The following is a 17,540-nucleotide window of genomic DNA, read 5'->3' as shown; positions in this document are numbered from 1 at the left end:
TGGTTTCAAATTAACTATGTTTTACCAAAAAATAATTCTTTAACCATTATACATAAAACTATACATATTAAGAACCAACCAAAATATTTCTTCAGCTTTTCGCCCTTTACAAATGTTGAAAAATAGCTTCCTAAGAGAATACCTAAAACAGAAACCAACGTAAAGCCAAATAGAAAAGACCAGTTGATTTCAACACTGAGAATATCACCCAAGAAACCAATGAGGGACTTTAAAGCTATAATGAACATTGAGGTGACCACTGCATTTTTCATCGGTAAACGCAAACAGATTACAAGTGATGGAACTATAAGAAAACCGCCACCTATACCGACAACACCTGTTAAAACACCTATCAGCACCCCAGCTATTATCATTATTGGATAGTTATAATACAACTGCTCAAAAGGGTTATGATAAACCTTATTATTATGTATCATAGAATACCCAGATACCAACATCAAAATAGCCAGTAAAAACAATATCGCAAAATGTTGTGTTACAACATAACCGAAAAGACTAAATAATTCCTCTGGAATAATAGGAATAAGAAATTTACGAACCAGAAACACTGAAATAAAAGTTGGAATACCAAAAAATACAACTATCCTAAAATTTACAAGTTTCTTCTTTAAATTACCTAAAGCGCCTATTGTAGCCGAAGTGCCAACAACAAACAAAGAGTAAGCTGTGGTAGTTACCGGACCAATGTGGAAAAAATAAGTAAATATGGGAATTGCCATTAATGAACCTCCACTACCAATCAGTCCCAAAACTACCCCTATAGCCAACGCACCAAAATATCCTAATATTTGGGTAATTTCCACTTCTGTTAATGATTAAGTTTTTACTTACCTTCTTTTATATAACCCCAGCCTTGCTTTTGCTTAGAAATAATTTCATAAATACCGTCAGTAACCGTTCCTACGCCCGGTATTAAATCTTTCTCCGTTTTTTTATTTCGCTTCATTGTGTTTTGACAAACCACGATAGAAATATTATCGTTGTTAATGATTTCGCGAAGAGTTTCACCTGCAACAGACGAATTTTTATCCACCATTGAATAAGCACTACTATAAACAACCAACTCAAATTCTGAAGTTGGATATGATTCAGACATCAATCTCAAATGTCGCGCTGCAGAGCGTTGTACATCGGGACTTCCACTAGTAAGGTCAAACACAACTTTAATAGGTTCCTTTTGGGAAAATAAGTTTAAAGACAGGGAAAAAAATGCTATAATTATTATTATATTTCTCATGTTATTATATTTTTTATTAATTAATTTCCGGCAAAAATATAGCCACATCCGTTCTGCTGAGCTCTACCCAAAGCCCAGACGCCAGAGGGAACAATCTGTATTTCTGGATGAACCGCATCTACCCATTCTTGATATACCTTCTTAGCATCCAAACCCATTTTTTCTGCGACAGCACCACTGTAAACTGATAGTGCCAAATTACAGACACAGAACATTGCGCCACGCTCTTGCATTTCTTTAATACCTTGAATTACCGGCATTGGAAAATCACCATTTTGAGGCTCATAATAAGGATTGCGCAAAGCAGCAACATTGGTAGTATTATCATTTACTCCGAATACTTCACCTAACTTATATTTTTTCCAAACTTCTGATTTCAATGCAAAAGGAATAGCATTATGGCGTAATACTGTCATGGCAGTTATATCATCATCTTTTGATCCCGTTTCATTATTACTTAGGTAAAAAGCCCAATTCCAAATAATTGGAAATCCGTCATGAGGCGTAGACCCATCATAAACAATGCGATGGGTACCCTTAATTTTATTGAACCAATCATCCGCTTCCGCCATTTTTTTATCATCGTAATTTGGCATTGCTGCATATACCGGTCCGGTAATTAATGACAAGGTACTTGCCGTGGCCCCCATTAGCACCGCACCCATAAACTTTCTTCTAGAACTCTCGTTTTCTGTTTTCATACTTACTTATTTAGATTTAATAATATTGTATTCACTTTTGTAATATTCCATAATTGGTAAAAAAGGTCCTATTTGATGCTGCCGTATTGAAAATGTATCGGCATACGGGGGATATGGAGTTGATACCGGCTTTTTTTTGAGATCGGGAAAATCTCTTTCGCGATTTTTTTTGGATGGTCTATCTTGCACATTGATATATCCGGCAACGTCATAAGCCTCTTCATCGGTCAAAATTGGATTCTCGTAGGTAACGCCATATGGCATGTTTGCTTTAATAAATCTTGCTGCCGTAATTACCCGGGTCATACCTGCTCCATCATTATAAGAATCCTTACCCCAAAGCGGTGGGTATTGATATCCATACCCTACTTTCGCCTTTAAGCCTTGACCTTTTTCAGCATGACATAAAACACATTTTGCCTTAAAAACCGCTTTACCTTGTTTAATATCAACCGCCCTGTCAGGAATATCTATTTTCACAAATCCTTGCCCTGAAATTTTTCCATCTTCGGGGGCATACCTGCTAAGCCAACTCATATAAGCCAATAACCCCTTCATTTCCTTACCTTCTAAAGGCATAGGTTTTCCGTTCATACTGCGCTCCATGCATCCATTTATACGCTCCTCTATTGTGCCTATTTTATTCTCTCTTCCCCTATATTGAGGAAAACGATTTATTATCCCAACTAGTGGAGCGGCGTATGCTTTTGTACCCGACCAGAGATGACAATTATTACAAGACAATTTATTACCTGCATACACACTGCCTTTATCTTTGCTACCATTTCCTATATACTTGGAGGTGTTTTGAAAAAGATCATAACCAAATCGTATTAAGTCATTATCTTTTGAATCATCCAATTGAGAAATATCATAACTCATATCGTAATCTTTGCTCAAGGAATTTTCAACTCTTTTTTCAATTGTTGGCTTATCTAAACAACTACAGAGCAGAAAAAAAGAAATAAAGCTTAGACTCATTAAAAGCTTCAAATAGAATGGAGTCAGTACTTGTGCCGAACATCTAGGTTCAGAATTAACAATATCTATCATCTAGTTTCATTTTACTGCCACATATTGCCCTAAGGGATAATAATTACTTCTGGATACATGCAATTTTAAAACAAGAATTAGTGAAGGGCTTTCAGTATCCCGGCAAAGTCTTGTAGTATTTATGAAAAGAGAATTTAGTATAGCATTATTTGTGCATAAGAAAAGTTGAAACTAAACTCAAACCGCTACTTATCAATTATTTATCAATTGCACTTGGTGCATAACCAAATTCATTCTTAAAAGCGCGGCTAAACCAAGAAGGATCATTAAAACCTACGCTATAAGCAATTTCCGAAACAGTCATATCAGAATCGTAAAGCATTTCTTTTGCTCTATTCAAACGGACCGAGCGTATAAAGACCGCAGTAGATTTATCAGTGATAGTTTTTAGTTTTCTATACGTTTGAGATTCGCTCAATTGTAATTTAAATGCCAATTGTTTTGGACCGAAGTTAGAATTAGCCATCTCATGTTGTATAATTTCAATGACTTTTTGAAGGAATTGAACTCTTGGGTTCTTAGTTTGAGTTTTTAAAAAAACAGCTAAACCATCGCTTTCAAACTTATTGACCATTTTCTTACGTAATGCAATAAGTTGATCTAACCTTATAAACAACTCAGCTTTTTCAAAGGGCTTTACCAAATATGCGTCAGCACCATGTGATAGACCTACAATACGGTCTTTTTGAGTAGACTTCGCCGTTAACATTATAATTGGTATATGATCTGTACGCTTATCTGATTTTAAAGTTTTACAAACTTCATAACCATCCATTACCGGCATCATTACATCGCAAATTATTATGTCTGGAATTTCACTTAGAGCTTTCTCAACACCAATCTTACCATTATCTGCACAAACTGTTTGATATTTGGTTTCAAGCGAATTCTTCAAAAAATAAACTACATCGACATTGTCTTCTATGATCAATGCAATTGGCAAATTACTTTCTTTAAAATATTGTGGCTTTTCATCTTCTTTTAACCCATCGATTTCAAATACGGGAATTTCAATATCTTTAAGTGTTAAGTACTGTCTTTTAGCGGTGGTGAATATGGGTAAATAAACAGTAAATTCCGTTCCTTTACCCAATTCACTTTTCACTGTTATGTTTCCACCCATCAACTCAATAAAGTTTTTGGTTAACGACAGCCCTATACCAGTGCCTTCACTCGACCTAATCATGGATGCATCTGCTTGATAAAATCTATTAAAAATATGAGGTAGGACATCTTTTGAAATACCCATACCATTATCTTTAACTTTTATCAGAAATTGACTAGAGCCATTTTCCGCAGTACTGTTAAGATGTACAATGATTTTATCCCCGTCACCTAAAAATTTGATTGCATTTGATAACAGATTATAAATAATGGTCTGTAATTTGTTTTCATCTACATCCATTAATAAGCTGTCTACTTCTGAGTATACTACTAAATTGACATTTTTTTCATAGGCATACGATTGAAAACTTTCACAGATGTATTTAATAAATGAGATTACATCGGTCTTCACGAGTTGCAATTCTATATTTCCGCTTTCCAACTTAGCAAGCTCTAGCATTTCATTAACTAAATGCAATAGGCTTTTGCCATTTCGCGCAATTATCTCAAGAGGTTTATTTACCCTTACAAATTCTTTTTCACCAAGATTTTCCTTTATAGTTTCGGCCATACCCAATATTACTGTCAAAGGAGTTCTAAACTCATGCGTAATATTCGTATAAAGACTATTCTTTAGTTGGTCTATTTCTTTAAGCCTGTTACTTTCAGCAAATGCCAACTTTCTTGAAACCTTAAACTTATAGAAAGAATATGCCAATACTATCGCTAAAATGACGTATAGCATGTAAGCCCACCAGGTTGACCACCATGGAGGAATTATATGCAACTTCATTTTAAGAGGCTCTTGATCCCATTCTACACCCCGTGAAAAACCATTTACCAGCAACGTATGATTACCCGATGGAAGGTTCAAAAATTGAATCTCCGGGTCTTTAAGCATATTCCATTCTTTATTATTGGGCAATAACTTATACCCATATCCAATCTGTTTGTTTAAACGGAAATCAACAGAAGAAAACTGAAGATAAAATGGGAATTGATTATTATTGAATTTTAACTCTTTAGTCTTTAACAATGATTCCTTTAGGGCACTTTTAGGTGAGCTGTTAGCTTTTAATACTTGATCCTTAATCCGAAATTCAGAAAAATAAAGTGGTTGTGGTGCATCGATACTGGTTAAATCTCGAGGATGAAAATAGGTAAGGCCATCAATACCGCCCAAATAAATAAATCCCTGATCATCCCTAAATCTCGCATGAATATCAAACTCGTTACTCTGAATACCGTCTTGAACCCCATATTGTTTAAACTGGTTGCTTCTTGGATTAAAATGAACAATACCAGCAGTAGTACCCAGCCAAAGATTTCCATCAAGGTCATCTTGTACTCCATAGATTATGGCACTTGTAAATTGATTTTGCTCTGTCCACGATTTAAATGTACCATCTTGTTGCCACAAATTTAAACCGTAACGTGTTGCTACCCATTTATTGTCTTCGTCATCTACCAAAATATCGTAAACAGAATTATGGGATAACGAATTCTCTAAATCATCATTTCGTGTATAATTTGTAAAAACGGGGTTAGGATAGTTTTTAAAGCTCAATTTAGTAAGACCACCCTGAGAACCGATCCAAATGTCCCCTATTTTATCTATAGTAATACATTGTGCAAAATCATTAATAAGAGAATTTGAATTACCCTTCTCGTTCTTGTATCTATAAATCTTTTCATTGCCATTTGAATCCATCTTCAAACTGAAAATTCCGTGACCAAATGTAGCTCCCCAAACTATACCAGAAGAATCGAGTGCGATTCCTTTAAGAAAATCATTACTAATAGTATTGGGGTTACTCTTTACATGTCTAAATATTTTGAACTTAGGATTTTCAGCGTCAAAAGTCTTTAAATCTATCATACTAAGCCCTCTAGTTGTGGCTATCCAGATTCGCTGATTCGCTTCATCCTTACAAATTTCTCGAATTACATTACCCGAAATACTGAAAGGGTCGTTTTGATTTTCTTGAAAATAATATACATTATCTTCCCGAATAAGGTTCAATCCCCCATCAGAAGTACCAAACCACAGGTCTTTTCCATCCTTTAAAATTGAAAATATCACATTATCATTTAATACTTGTGAGCCTCTCTTATTTTTGGAAATGTTTTTAAAATAAGGACTATTAAAATCTAGGAGATTCAAATTGTTTGCTGTACCTACTAATAATTGATTTTCTGAATTTTTCAGCAATGACTGAACAGTATTATTACTTAATCCGTCAGTTTCATTTTCTGAATATTGAATGTTTAGAACTACTTCAAGTGCATATACATCAAACAAAAATAAACCTGACCCAGTACCAACCCAAACTGTGGAATTGTCAGCTTTCAAAAAAGTTACAACATGTCTAGTAGGGCTTCCACCATATTTATTCAAATTGATTTTTTGGAGCTGTTTTGAATTAGTATCGTACAAGAACATACCGATTTCAGTGCCAATAAATAATTTTTCGTTACTTCTAAAAAATGCTTGTACATCACCTTCCACACTTATATCAGATGAAATAGCTGATGAAACACCGGGGTTTAAATCAAATTTATAAACAGTCCCATTATACCCTCCCACCCATAAATTATGGCTGTTATCAAAATAGAGTCCACTTAAAGATGTGTTCTTGAGAAAATTCTCTTGGATAAAATTCTCACCATCAGAAGTAATTTTATATAGTCCTGAGTTACGTGTAGTTATCCAGACATTACTTTTGTGGTCTACAACCATATCCAGAATTGTCTCGTTAGGCACAAGGTTCTCTAAGTCTATTGAACGAAAAACATCTAGTTCATAGTCATAAAGATTCAATCCATTGCCAAGTGTCCCCACCCATATATTACCAGATTTATCTTCCAGCAAACTAGTTACATGATTTCCAGAAATGGAAGCATCGTCAGATTCGTCGTATTTATAAGTTTTAAACTTCTTTCCATCAAATCTATTGAGCCCATCTTGAGTTCCAATCCATACAAATCCTAAACTATCTTTTAACAATTCGTTTATTGTGACCTGTGAAATACCATCTTCTAAGGAATAATATTTTATACGTACATCATCTTGTGCAAAAAGAAAAGATAATTGGAATAAAAGCGTACTTATTAAAGAAATACACCTTACCGATAATGGATAAAAGAAAAACTTGAGAATTTTAAATTCAACACTCCAACCCATAATTGCTTCTTTAAAATAATGAAGAAAAAGCATCGGGGTTTGCTAGAATATGCGCAATGAACTTCGCAAATGCACAGAACAATTTACTAAAAGATAACTAGCGAAGGAAACTTATTGAAAAAATTAAATTATTAACGATTTAGGAGGATATATTTATAAAGTACATTGATAGAAACCCAAACCTCGAAATCTCTATTAAAAGTTGTGAGCAGAACCATTTTATTCAATAGTTTCAGGTACTTAATTTAGCTTTAAAGATTCATATTAAGCCATTTTTCAATACAAGGCTCTTCTATCTTTTAAAATCTGATTTGGATATACCGCATGATAAAAAACCGAGGCGTTTGGCTTCGGTTTTAATACTATTGGTCCATTTAGATTTTATATCAATACTCAAAATAGCCCTGGTTGAATTCCGCCTTTTATTCTTCCAAGGTGCTTATAAGCTAATTCTGTGACTTCCCTACCGCGCGGAGTTCTCATAATAAAACCTTGTTGAATTAAAAACGGCTCGTACACCTCTTCTATCGTTTCTGCACTCTCAGAAACCGCAGTTGCCAAAGTGGTAATACCAACAGGACCGCCTTTGAATTTATCAATTATAGTTGTTAGTATTTTGTTATCCATTTCATCAAGACCATGAGCATCCACGTTCAATGCCTTTAAGCTAAACTTTGAAATTTCCATATCAATAGAGCCATTTCCTTTAATCTCCGCAAAATCACGTACCCTTCTAAGTAAGGCATTGCAGATTCTAGGTGTACCTCTGCTTCTACCAGCAATTTCTATAGCTGCATCTTGAGAAATAGGTACGCGCAAAATTTCTGCACTACGCTCTACAATAGTAGAAAGTAGTTCTGTAGAATAATATTGCAATCTACTTTGGATACCAAAACGCGCACGCATAGGCGCAGTCAATAATCCTGACCGTGTTGTTGCACCAATCAATGTAAACGGATTTAAATTTATCTGAACAGACCTGGCATTTGGTCCAGATTCCAACATAATATCTATTTTATAATCCTCCATTGCAGAGTACAAATACTCTTCAACAATAGGGCTTAATCTATGGATCTCATCAATAAACAACACATCACGCTCATCTAAGTTAGTCAATAACCCTGCTAAATCTCCTGGTTTATCCAATACAGGACCAGATGTTATTTTAATTGACACCCCCAATTCATTAGCAAGAATATTAGCCAAAGTAGTTTTACCCAAACCCGGAGGACCATGAAACAAGGTATGATCCAATGCTTCTCCTCTTCTATTTGCGGCTTCCACAAAAACCTTAAGGTTTTCAAGCACCTGATCTTGACCGGCAAAATCGTCAAAATTTACAGGTCTTAATGCTCTTTCAATATCAAGTTCCTCATTAGAGAAACCATCAGCAGATGGGTCTAAATACTCGTTCATACACTAACAAAGATAGACAAACACCAGATAACTTTTAACTTAAACCAATAGCTAATTCAATTTATCAAAATACCCAAATGACCGTTAAATACCTGTAAGAAATCTAACTAAAAATTGTAATTTCATGGCATGACAAAAGAAAATTACACAGCACAAGTATTACAATATATTCCGGTCTTTTATATTATATGGTCAGATGACCTCTTGTCGGCATCAGAAATAAATGTTGTTGAGAACGCCATATCAAATGATGTTACCTTATCCTCAGATGACAAAAAACAACTTAAAGCGTGGATGAATGTCAAAAATCCGCCAAAAAACGAGTTATTCAAGTCTTGGAAACAATTGATTATAAATAGTGGTGTAAAGTTAGTGGAGCACGAAACGTATCCATTAACGGCTTTCAGTCAAAAAGTAGCATCACACTACTACAATGACATATCGTACAACGATCAAATAAAAAGTATTGAAATTAATTTGGGCATTCAACCCAATCATTACAGCCATTTATTTGACGTACATATTGACTTAGAAAAAAAATCCTCTCAATATTCGGCAAAAACCATAGACACAATTTTAAAAGGAAATCATGCAAAGGCAATAGATTCTTTTAGAGCCGTACTTAGTGATCCAATTTTCTCTTGGGAAATAAGACGTAACAAAGAAGAGTTTCGAAATCATGTTCTAAAACAAGTTGAGTTTTTGGCGGATAAGGGTTACGGCGCAATGGCATATCCCGAAGCATATGGTGGCACCAATGATATGGAAGGCTACGCTTACATTTTTGAGAATATGATGTGGGCAGACGGAAGTCTATCTATAAAATTTGGGGTACAATTTGGGTTATTCGGTGGCAGTATTCAGAAATTGGGCACCAAGAAACACCATGATAAGTATTTAAACGATACAGGTAAGTCTGAATTATTAGGCTGTTTTGCCATGACAGAAACCGGACACGGATCTAATGTTCGCGGAATTAAAACAACGGCCACCTATAACAAAGATTCCGAAACTATTGTCATACATACCCCAGGTAAAAACGATAATAAAGAATATATTGGAAATGCCATTCATTCTAAAATGGCATCTGTTTTTGCTCAACTTATTGTAAACGGAAAAAATGAAGGAGTACACGCTATTCTAGTTCCCCTTAGAAATCAAGAACATGAATTATTACCAGGTATAATGGTTGAGGACAACGGTTACAAACTTGGACTTAACGGCGTTGATAATGGCAAAATTTGGTTTAACCAAGTTGAGGTACCAAAAGAGAATCTATTGAACAAGTACGGTACTATATTAGGTAATGGAGATTATTATTCAGAAATAAAGAATCCGAACAAACGCTTTTTCACCATGTTGGGTACTCTGGTAGGAGGTAGAATATGCGTTGCCAGGGCAGGTTTAGGCGGAGCAAAATTTGCATTGACAGTTGCCATTAAGCATGCTTTAAAAAGAAGACAATTTAATGATAGCGTTAAAATACAAGAAGACCTTTTGATGGATTACCCATCTCACCAACTACGCTTGACTCCCATAGTAGCCAGCGCGTATGTGTATCACATTACGTTAGATAAAATGATGGCGCTCTATTGCGATGAATCTCAACCAGACAAAAGACAGGTTGAAACGCAGGTAGCAGGACTTAAATCCATTATTACTTGGTACGCCAACGATGCCATTCAAGAATGTAGAGAAGCTTGTGGTGGCAAGGGTTATCTTTTAGAGAATAGAATTGCAGACCTGAAAGGTGATGTTGATATATTCACAACTTTTGAAGGCGATAATAATGTATTATTACAACTAGCCGCTAAGGGTGTTCTTTCAGATTTTAAAGCGGAGTTCAACAGCGCAGGCTTTTCAACTGTCTTGAAATTATTAAGCTCTCAGCTAAGTGATAAACTGTCCACCATAAACCCGTTGTACACAAACAAGACAGATAAAGACCATTTATACAATCCTAAATTTCATGTACACGCTTTTGAACATAGAACAAGAAGATTAACCTATACTATTGCAATGCGTATTAGAGGTTATATTAAGAAAGGAATTCCGTCATATCAAGCCTTTTTAAAGGTACAAACACACTTAATGACACTTGGCAAGGCATATAGTGCCGAACTGGCGTACAAATCATTTATAGCGCACAACGACACAATGACCGACCCAGAGTATAAAGCGCTATTTGAAAAACTAGGCACCTTATATGCTCTGCATGAAATAAGAAAAGATGCATCATGGTATTTAGAGCAAGGCTACATAAGCGGAACTAAATCTAAAGCTATACGCCAAAGAGTTGAACGCCTGTGTACAGAACTGAGACCGCACCTTAATAGCCTTGTAGATGGTTTTGGAATACCGGATCACTTAATGACCGCGCCAATAGCTAACTAATTACGCTCTTTCTCTAATCTTGATGTGTCTAAAAAATCAAGAATAGTTATTTCAGGTTCACCATAGAGCTTGGTTCTAGTACCACCTTTAGAACTAAGCTGTAATGTGTTCAAAGCCCTAACTTCTATATCTGGTGAATCTTCGGCAACTACAAGAACATAGTTAGCTTGAAGATCAGATGCCTTTAGAGATGTGTTACCATACAACTTAGCCATTAAAAAATCTGTTGTACCCTCCACTTTAGCAGAGGCATTTTTATACATGTAAATATTATTACTAGCACCAGTGGTATATAATTTCACATCTATTCTATCTTTTAATGTAAGATTTAAAGAGTCACTGGCTAAGTTAAAATCACCTGAACTGATTTCTTCCATGTTAATATCCATAATATCAGCAGTAGCATTTAACTCTAGTCTAGATGTACCAAAGGTTTCTACCCTTAACCTATCGGTAGAAATAACATCCTTCATGCTAATTTTACCATTCATCATTCTAATACTATTCAGCTCTTGAAAGAAAATGGTAATCTCCAATTTCTTCTTTCCCGTAATATTATAGAACGAAGATATCTTTAGTGTGCCATTGTCCACTTTAAATTTTAGTACATCTACCAAATTATCATCCAGCTCCAAAGCATAACCTTCTGTAGTTGCTTTTTGAATAACGATGTCAAGATCATCAACCAATTCAATAGCATTAAAAGGCTCTAAATCCTCGCGTACTTCAATAACATTTTTATTCCCTTTTATCTTGGGTTTACGTTGCGAATAACCGTTAGCAGAAATAACCAACAGAATAATCAATAGGGCGAACTTTTTCATAGTGTTTACTTATGTTTAATAGTTGAAGATATCAATTTTAAGTAAAATTAGAACAACTTAATAATATCTTAGGATTATTACCAAAAAAAAAGCCCAACTATTACTAGTTGGGCTTTTTTAGATTTAAATTTTATTTAGTGATTCATTTCCTCTTCATCTTCCTGCAATGGTATATGTTGTGGAACATAATCTTGTCCAGCAATTATATATTCGCCGTTCTCATAGACTTTACTATAGTCATAAGCCCATCTATGAACTTCAGGAATAGGACCAGCCCAGTTTCCGTGAATATGTTTTTGTTCAGCAGTCCATTCTAATGTATTTGACTTCCATGGATTTTGAGGTCCAACCTTACCGTAGAATATACTATAGAAGAAGTTAGCAACAAATACTAGCTGTGCCGCTGCCGCTATAATAGCAAAAACAGTCATTAATACTTGGATATCTGTTAACTCATCAAACATTGGGAAAGCTGTATTCTCATAATATCTTCTTGGAACACCAGCCATACCTACAAAGTGCATTGGAAAGAATACTCCATAAGCACAAATTGCAGTTACCCAGAAGTGAACATATCCTAAGTTCTTGTTCATTAATCTACCTCCGTACATTTTAGGGAACCAGTGGTAAACACCAGCAAACAACCCGTACAATGCAGATATACCCATTACCAAGTGGAAGTGAGCAACCACAAAGTAAGTATCATGAACGTTAATATCTAATGTACTATCACCTAAAACTATACCGGTTAAACCACCAGTAATAAATGTTGATACCAAACCAATGGAAAACAGCATAGCCGGATTCAATTGTAGGTTACCTTTCCAAAGTGTAGTTATATAATTAAATGCTTTTACAGCAGATGGTATTGCAATCAATAATGTTGTAAATGTAAATACAGATCCCAAAAATGGATTCATACCAGAAATAAACATATGGTGACCCCAAACGATTGTCGATAAAAATGCGATTGCCAAAATAGAAGCAATCATTGCACGGTAACCAAAAATTGGTTTACGAGCGTTTGTAGACATAACTTCAGAGGTAATACCTAATGCAGGTAACAATACTATATATACCTCTGGGTGACCTAAAAACCAGAACAGGTGCTCATATAATACTGGAGAACCACCTTGGTAATGTAAAACTTCACCTTGAATAAAAATATCCGACAAGAAGAAAGAAGTACCAAAACTTCTATCCATTATTAATAATAAAGCTGCAGATAATAATACCGGGAATGAAATAACACCAATTATAGCTGTTACAAAGAAAGCCCAAATTGTCAAAGGCAATCTTGTCATTGACATCCCTTTAGTTCTTAAGTTGATTACAGTTACAATATAGTTCAATGATCCTAAAAGAGATGAAGCGATAAATATCGCCATTGAGCTCAACCATAATGTCATACCCATACCTGAACCAGGCTGAGCCATTGGCAAAGCACTTAAAGGTGGATAAATCGTCCAACCAGCTGCTGCTGGTCCTGCTTCAACAAATAATGAAACAATCATTATACCCGAGGCAATAGCAAACAACCAAAAAGAAACCATGTTCAAGAAACCAGATGCCATATCTCTTGCACCTATCTGTAACGGAATCAACAAATTACTAAACGTACCACTTAAACCAGCAGTAAGTACAAAGAATACCATGATGGTACCGTGCATAGTTACTAATGCTAGATAGACATCAGCATCCATAACACCACCTGGCGCCCACTTACCTAAAAGTGCCTCAAAAATAGGAAAAGATTCCCCTGGCCACGCCAATTGCATTCTAAACAATAATGACATTGCAATACCAATAAAACCCATAACAAACACACCTAAAATAAGGTATTGTTTACCAATCATTTTATGATCTTGACTAAAGATATACTTTGTTACAAAAGTTTCTTTATGATGATGTCCATGATCGTCGTGTGCGTGATCATCTACATGTGCATGTGCTGTTGCTGACATAATCGTAATCTTATTTTTATTAATTTTCTAATTATAGCTTTGTTGACTAGAGACTAAAGTATTACTCTCCTATTGATATAGCGCTTAATGAATGAACTACAGGACTAGATTCGTCTTTCATTACTGTTTCTGCAAAGGTAGACTGACCTTTCATCCATTCCATATAATCCTCTTCAGATTCAACAATAATCTTCATTTGCATATTGTAGTGAGATTTACCACAAATCTTATTACAAAGCAAAATATAATCGAATTGCCATGGATCTAAAGGCTCACCCGTACTTGCAGCCTTTTCTGCACGAATTTTATTGGTTCTCTTTACCTTATCCATAACATCTGGATTGGTTCTCATCTCCTCTGTTGTGTAAATCGGTGTAAATGAAAACTCAGTAATCATTCCTGGAACACAGTTCATTTGTGCTCTGAAGTGAGGCATATAAGCTGAATGCAATACATCTTGCGAACGCATTTTAAAGTTTACTTTTCTACCTACAGGTAAGTGTAGTTCTTTAACGATAACATCGTCATGAGCATAGGTATCAGCTTCATCTAAACCTAATACATTAGCTTTATCGATATCTATCATTCTAACATTAGCACCACCTAAAACATTATCTCCACCACCATATCTAGCGGTCCAATTAAATTGTTGTGCATAAAGCTCTACAATTAAAGGATCATCCTCATCGTTAACATCCATAATGGTTGTCCATGTGTATAATCCCCATAGAATAAGACCTGCCAATACAATTACAGGAATAATAGTCCAAATAAACTCTAAACGATCATTATCTGCATAGAACAATGCCTTTTGTCCCTTTTTACCTGCATATTTATATCCAAAATAATGTAATAAAGCCTGTGTAAGAGTCTGTACTATAAAGATGATAATAAAAGATACCAACATTAAGCTATCATACTCCTCACCGTGAGCAGATCCTGCTTCAGGCAATAAGAACTTACCATATTTCCAAAAACTGAAAATGGTAATTCCGTAAATGAATACCAAAAATCCAAATAACATATAACCGTTATTCTTATTATCGCTATCCGTTGCTATTTGGTGTTGCTCAGTTTTAAGCTGTGATAATTCAAATATCTTAGTCAACTGCCAAATGGCAATGGCTACAAGAACAAGTACAGCTAAAGTTAATAATGTCGTCATTGTATATATAAATGTTATACTTTACTTAATTACTAGTAATGAAAATGTCTACTTTCTTCAATAAAAGGATTTCTTTTTGGTTGTAAAGGCTGTGTTGATAGCGCTCTGAAAATCCAAAATATAAATAAGCCTGCAAAGAACAATACAGAACCAATTTCAGGAATACCAATATACCAGTTCTTACCAACCGTTGATGGCATTATGGCATTAAAGATATCCATATAGTGACCTGCAAGTATTACAATACCTGTTAAAATTACGAACCAATTAATTCTTTTAAAATCGCTATTCATCAATAACAGTACGGGAAATAAGAAGTTCATAGCTACCATACCAAAGAATGGCAATCTATAGTCTGCAATTCTAGTTACATAATACGTTACTTCTTCAGGTATATTAGAATACCAGATAAGCATGAATTGAGAAAACCATAGGTACGTCCAAAAGATACTGATACCAAACATGAATTTTGCCAAATCATGAATATGACTATCGTTAACATCCGGTAAATAACCTTTAGATTTTAAATAAACAGTAACCATAGCGATTACTGTAATACCTGATACGAACATACTCGCAAATATGTACCAACCAAATAGCGTACTAAACCAGTGTGGCTCAACACTCATTATCCAATCCCAAGACATTATAGACTCAGAAATCAAATAGAAAACTAAGAAACCAGCAGATATTCTAAAATTTAATTTAAAGTTAGAATTATCATCAGATTCATCTTGAGCTATTGATAATTTTCTAGAATATTCTCTATACCCGATCCAACCAGCTAAAAATATCGCCGCTCTTATCAAAAAGAAAGTAGGGTTTAAATATCCAGATTTACCTTGAAGTAATGCATCGTGAGCAACTACGGTTTCATCCATCCAAATGAATAAATGATTCATATGGAGTACCGAAAGAAGTAATATTACGAATACAATGATTCCACCAGGAACCAAGTAAGCGGTGATACCTTCCATAACTCTAAACAATAACGGTGACCAACCTGCCTGTGCAGCACGTTGTATAGCGTAGAACGCCAACACCCCTAAAGATATCATAAAAAAGAAGAATGCCGCAACATATAATGCCGCCCATGGTCTATTCTTTAATTGATCTAATAAATGCTGATCATGAGAAGAATCATGTTCTTCACCATGAGATTCAACAACCGCATGATCACTTTCTTTAGTTGCATGTTCAGCTTCAGCTGCATGGGCATCACCATGACCTTCGTCGTGACTTGCTACCATTTCTTTTGCCTCTGCTATAGTTCCAGGAGCCATAACAAATCCACCAATGATTCCTAATGCACCTACTATCATTAGAACGATGGAAGCTATTTTGAGTCTATTTGAAAACGTATACATAGTATTGTTTACCTATTATTTGGTTAAATCTTGTTTCAGTGTCATAACATATTCAGATACTTGCCACATCTCTTCTGTATTCATTTGAGATGCATAAGAGCCCATTGAATTCAATCCGTAATGAATTGTATAATATGTAGATCCTACTGTTAAGTTTCTTACTGGGTCAGCATAACTAGGAACACCTAGTATCTTTTCTCTTTTCACAAGAGTTCCCTTACCATCTCCTTTATCTCCATGGCAAATGGCACAATATATTGTATACAATTGACCGCCTTTAGCCAAATTAGTTTCAACATTAATTGAATCTAATGGACTACCTTGTAATCTTGCTAGTTCTTTACCTTCTGGAGAATTCTCGATTTCATAAGGCAACCAACCTCTGTTAATTGTATTTGCCGGTGGCAACATAGCTTCTGATTGATTTGGTAAAAAATCTGCCTCACCATAAGCTTCGTAACCAACAGACTCATACATATTTGGCATGTACTGATAGTTTCTAGACCCTTCTGTTTGACAAGAAGTTACTACGATCGCTAAACCGAATAATATTGTTAGTTTCTTAAAACTGTTCATATTTAATGACTGTTTTTTTCAGATATATTAATTTCAACTGCACCAGTATTCATCAATAAATCTCTTAATTCTTGCTCGTTGTCATGGATTTCAATCTCCATTAAAAAATGATCATCCGTAGTTCTTACATCAGGATTTTCAGCTTCTTTAAAAGGCCATAATCTACTTCTTAGATAGAAAGTAATTACCATTAAGTGAGCTGCGAAGAAAACCGTTAATTCGAACATAATAGGAACGAAAGCTGGTAAGTTCTCCAGGTAGCTAAAACTTGGCTTACCACCTATATCTTGTGGCCAATCTTCGATCATGATAAAATTCATCATAAGAGTTGCCACTGTAAGACCAACACAACCATATAAGAAAGCTGTTATAGCTAATCTAGTTGGAGCCAAGCCCATAGCCTTATCCAAGCCGTGAACAGGAAAAGGACAATATACCTCCTCTATATGAAGTTTTGCTGCTTTAACCTTTTTAACGGCAAGCATTAGCACATCATCATCATCGTAAAAAGCGTGTATAACTTTAGATGCCATA

Annotated in this window: 13 protein-coding genes; 1 reads left to right on the top strand and 12 read right to left on the bottom strand. The window is 35.1% G+C overall.

Translation table 11 applies throughout. From position 1 onward, the window contains the following. Positions 1–14: 14 nt before the first annotated feature. The 6 genes from P177_RS03560 to ruvB form a co-directional block, all read right to left on the bottom strand. On the bottom strand, positions 15–824 hold the full coding sequence (locus P177_RS03560; protein ID WP_036151902.1) for a sulfite exporter TauE/SafE family protein: 810 nt from the start codon (positions 822–824) through the stop codon (positions 15–17). A gap of 20 nt (positions 825–844) precedes the next feature. After that, positions 845–1,258 carry a DsrE family protein gene (locus P177_RS03555; RefSeq protein ID WP_036151897.1) on the bottom strand — a complete coding sequence of 138 codons (414 nt, stop codon included), beginning with the start codon at positions 1,256–1,258 and terminating at the stop codon, positions 845–847. Between the two features lie 20 nt (positions 1,259–1,278). Continuing rightward, a complete protein-coding gene (locus P177_RS03550; protein ID WP_036151896.1) occupies positions 1,279–1,959 on the bottom strand; it encodes a Tat (twin-arginine translocation) pathway signal sequence containing protein in 681 nt (226 codons plus the stop codon). Between the two features lie 6 nt (positions 1,960–1,965). Next, complete coding sequence (locus P177_RS03545) at positions 1,966–3,012, bottom strand: c-type cytochrome (protein ID WP_245232996.1); 1,047 nt, start codon at positions 3,010–3,012, stop codon at positions 1,966–1,968. Positions 3,013–3,208: 196 nt separating this feature from the next. After that, positions 3,209–7,300, bottom strand: a complete 4,092-nt coding sequence (locus tag P177_RS03540) for a hybrid sensor histidine kinase/response regulator transcription factor (protein ID WP_167333092.1) — start codon at positions 7,298–7,300, stop codon at positions 3,209–3,211. 393 nt (positions 7,301–7,693) lie between these two features. Further along, positions 7,694–8,716, bottom strand: coding sequence for a Holliday junction branch migration DNA helicase RuvB (gene ruvB, locus P177_RS03535; RefSeq protein WP_036151894.1), 1,023 nt, complete (start codon positions 8,714–8,716; stop codon positions 7,694–7,696). A gap of 129 nt (positions 8,717–8,845) precedes the next feature. Here ruvB and P177_RS03530 point away from each other — a divergent pair, with 129 nt between their 5' ends. Then, positions 8,846–11,110, top strand: coding sequence for an acyl-CoA dehydrogenase family protein (locus tag P177_RS03530; protein ID WP_036151893.1), 2,265 nt, complete (start codon positions 8,846–8,848; stop codon positions 11,108–11,110). On the opposite strand, the gene P177_RS03525 is transcribed toward P177_RS03530, so the two are convergent. The 6 genes from P177_RS03525 to P177_RS03500 all read right to left on the bottom strand — a co-directional run bounded on the left by P177_RS03525 (position 11,107) and on the right by P177_RS03500 (position 17,539). Continuing rightward, positions 11,107–11,934 carry a GIN domain-containing protein gene (locus tag P177_RS03525; RefSeq protein WP_036151892.1) on the bottom strand — a complete coding sequence of 276 codons (828 nt, stop codon included), beginning with the start codon at positions 11,932–11,934 and terminating at the stop codon, positions 11,107–11,109. The genes P177_RS03530 and P177_RS03525 overlap by 4 nt on opposite strands. A 134-nt stretch (positions 11,935–12,068) precedes the next feature. Further along, positions 12,069–13,898: a cytochrome c oxidase subunit I gene (locus P177_RS03520; protein ID WP_036151889.1), complete on the bottom strand. Its 1,830-nt coding sequence runs from the start codon at positions 13,896–13,898 to the stop codon at positions 12,069–12,071. A 61-nt stretch (positions 13,899–13,959) separates the two neighbouring features. Further along, complete coding sequence (locus P177_RS03515) at positions 13,960–15,063, bottom strand: cytochrome c oxidase subunit II (RefSeq protein ID WP_036151886.1); 1,104 nt, start codon at positions 15,061–15,063, stop codon at positions 13,960–13,962. 32 nt (positions 15,064–15,095) lie between these two features. Continuing rightward, positions 15,096–16,430, bottom strand: a complete 1,335-nt coding sequence (locus tag P177_RS03510) for a hypothetical protein (protein ID WP_036151884.1) — start codon at positions 16,428–16,430, stop codon at positions 15,096–15,098. Positions 16,431–16,445: 15 nt separating this feature from the next. Next, entirely contained in the window at positions 16,446–17,006 is a 561-nt protein-coding gene (locus P177_RS03505; RefSeq protein WP_036151882.1) for a c-type cytochrome, read from the bottom strand. A 2-nt stretch (positions 17,007–17,008) separates the two neighbouring features. Next, positions 17,009–17,539 (bottom strand): DUF3341 domain-containing protein, encoded by a 531-nt coding sequence (locus tag P177_RS03500; RefSeq protein WP_036151881.1) that lies wholly within the window; start codon positions 17,537–17,539, stop codon positions 17,009–17,011. Position 17,540 lies beyond the last annotated feature (1 nt).

Origin of the sequence: Maribacter forsetii DSM 18668 (assembly GCF_000744105.1) — a bacterium.
In the GTDB taxonomy this organism is placed as follows: domain Bacteria; phylum Bacteroidota; class Bacteroidia; order Flavobacteriales; family Flavobacteriaceae; genus Maribacter; species Maribacter forsetii.
The sequence above is the reverse complement of the archived record's forward strand: the minus strand, read 5'-3'. Positions and strand labels throughout refer to the sequence as shown.

Bases quoted from the DNA above. Each gene is read 5' to 3' on its own strand.
- P177_RS03555 (WP_036151897.1), bottom strand. From the start codon at position 1,258: ATGAGAAATATAATAATAATTATAGCATTTTTTTCCCTGTCTTTAAAC.
- P177_RS03550 (WP_036151896.1), bottom strand. From the start codon at position 1,959: ATGAAAACAGAAAACGAGAGTTCTAGAAGAAAGTTTATGGGTGCGGTG.
- P177_RS03545 (WP_245232996.1), bottom strand. From the start codon at position 3,012: ATGATAGATATTGTTAATTCTGAACCTAGATGTTCGGCACAAGTACTG.
- P177_RS03540 (WP_167333092.1), bottom strand. From the start codon at position 7,300: ATGGGTTGGAGTGTTGAATTTAAAATTCTCAAGTTTTTCTTTTATCCA.
- ruvB (WP_036151894.1), bottom strand. From the start codon at position 8,716: ATGAACGAGTATTTAGACCCATCTGCTGATGGTTTCTCTAATGAGGAA.
- P177_RS03530 (WP_036151893.1), top strand. From the start codon at position 8,846: ATGACAAAAGAAAATTACACAGCACAAGTATTACAATATATTCCGGTC.
- P177_RS03525 (WP_036151892.1), bottom strand. From the start codon at position 11,934: ATGAAAAAGTTCGCCCTATTGATTATTCTGTTGGTTATTTCTGCTAAC.
- P177_RS03520 (WP_036151889.1), bottom strand. From the start codon at position 13,898: ATGTCAGCAACAGCACATGCACATGTAGATGATCACGCACACGACGAT.
- P177_RS03515 (WP_036151886.1), bottom strand. From the start codon at position 15,063: ATGACGACATTATTAACTTTAGCTGTACTTGTTCTTGTAGCCATTGCC.
- P177_RS03510 (WP_036151884.1), bottom strand. From the start codon at position 16,430: ATGTATACGTTTTCAAATAGACTCAAAATAGCTTCCATCGTTCTAATG.
- P177_RS03505 (WP_036151882.1), bottom strand. From the start codon at position 17,006: ATGAACAGTTTTAAGAAACTAACAATATTATTCGGTTTAGCGATCGTA.
- P177_RS03500 (WP_036151881.1), bottom strand. From the start codon at position 17,539: ATGGCATCTAAAGTTATACACGCTTTTTACGATGATGATGATGTGCTA.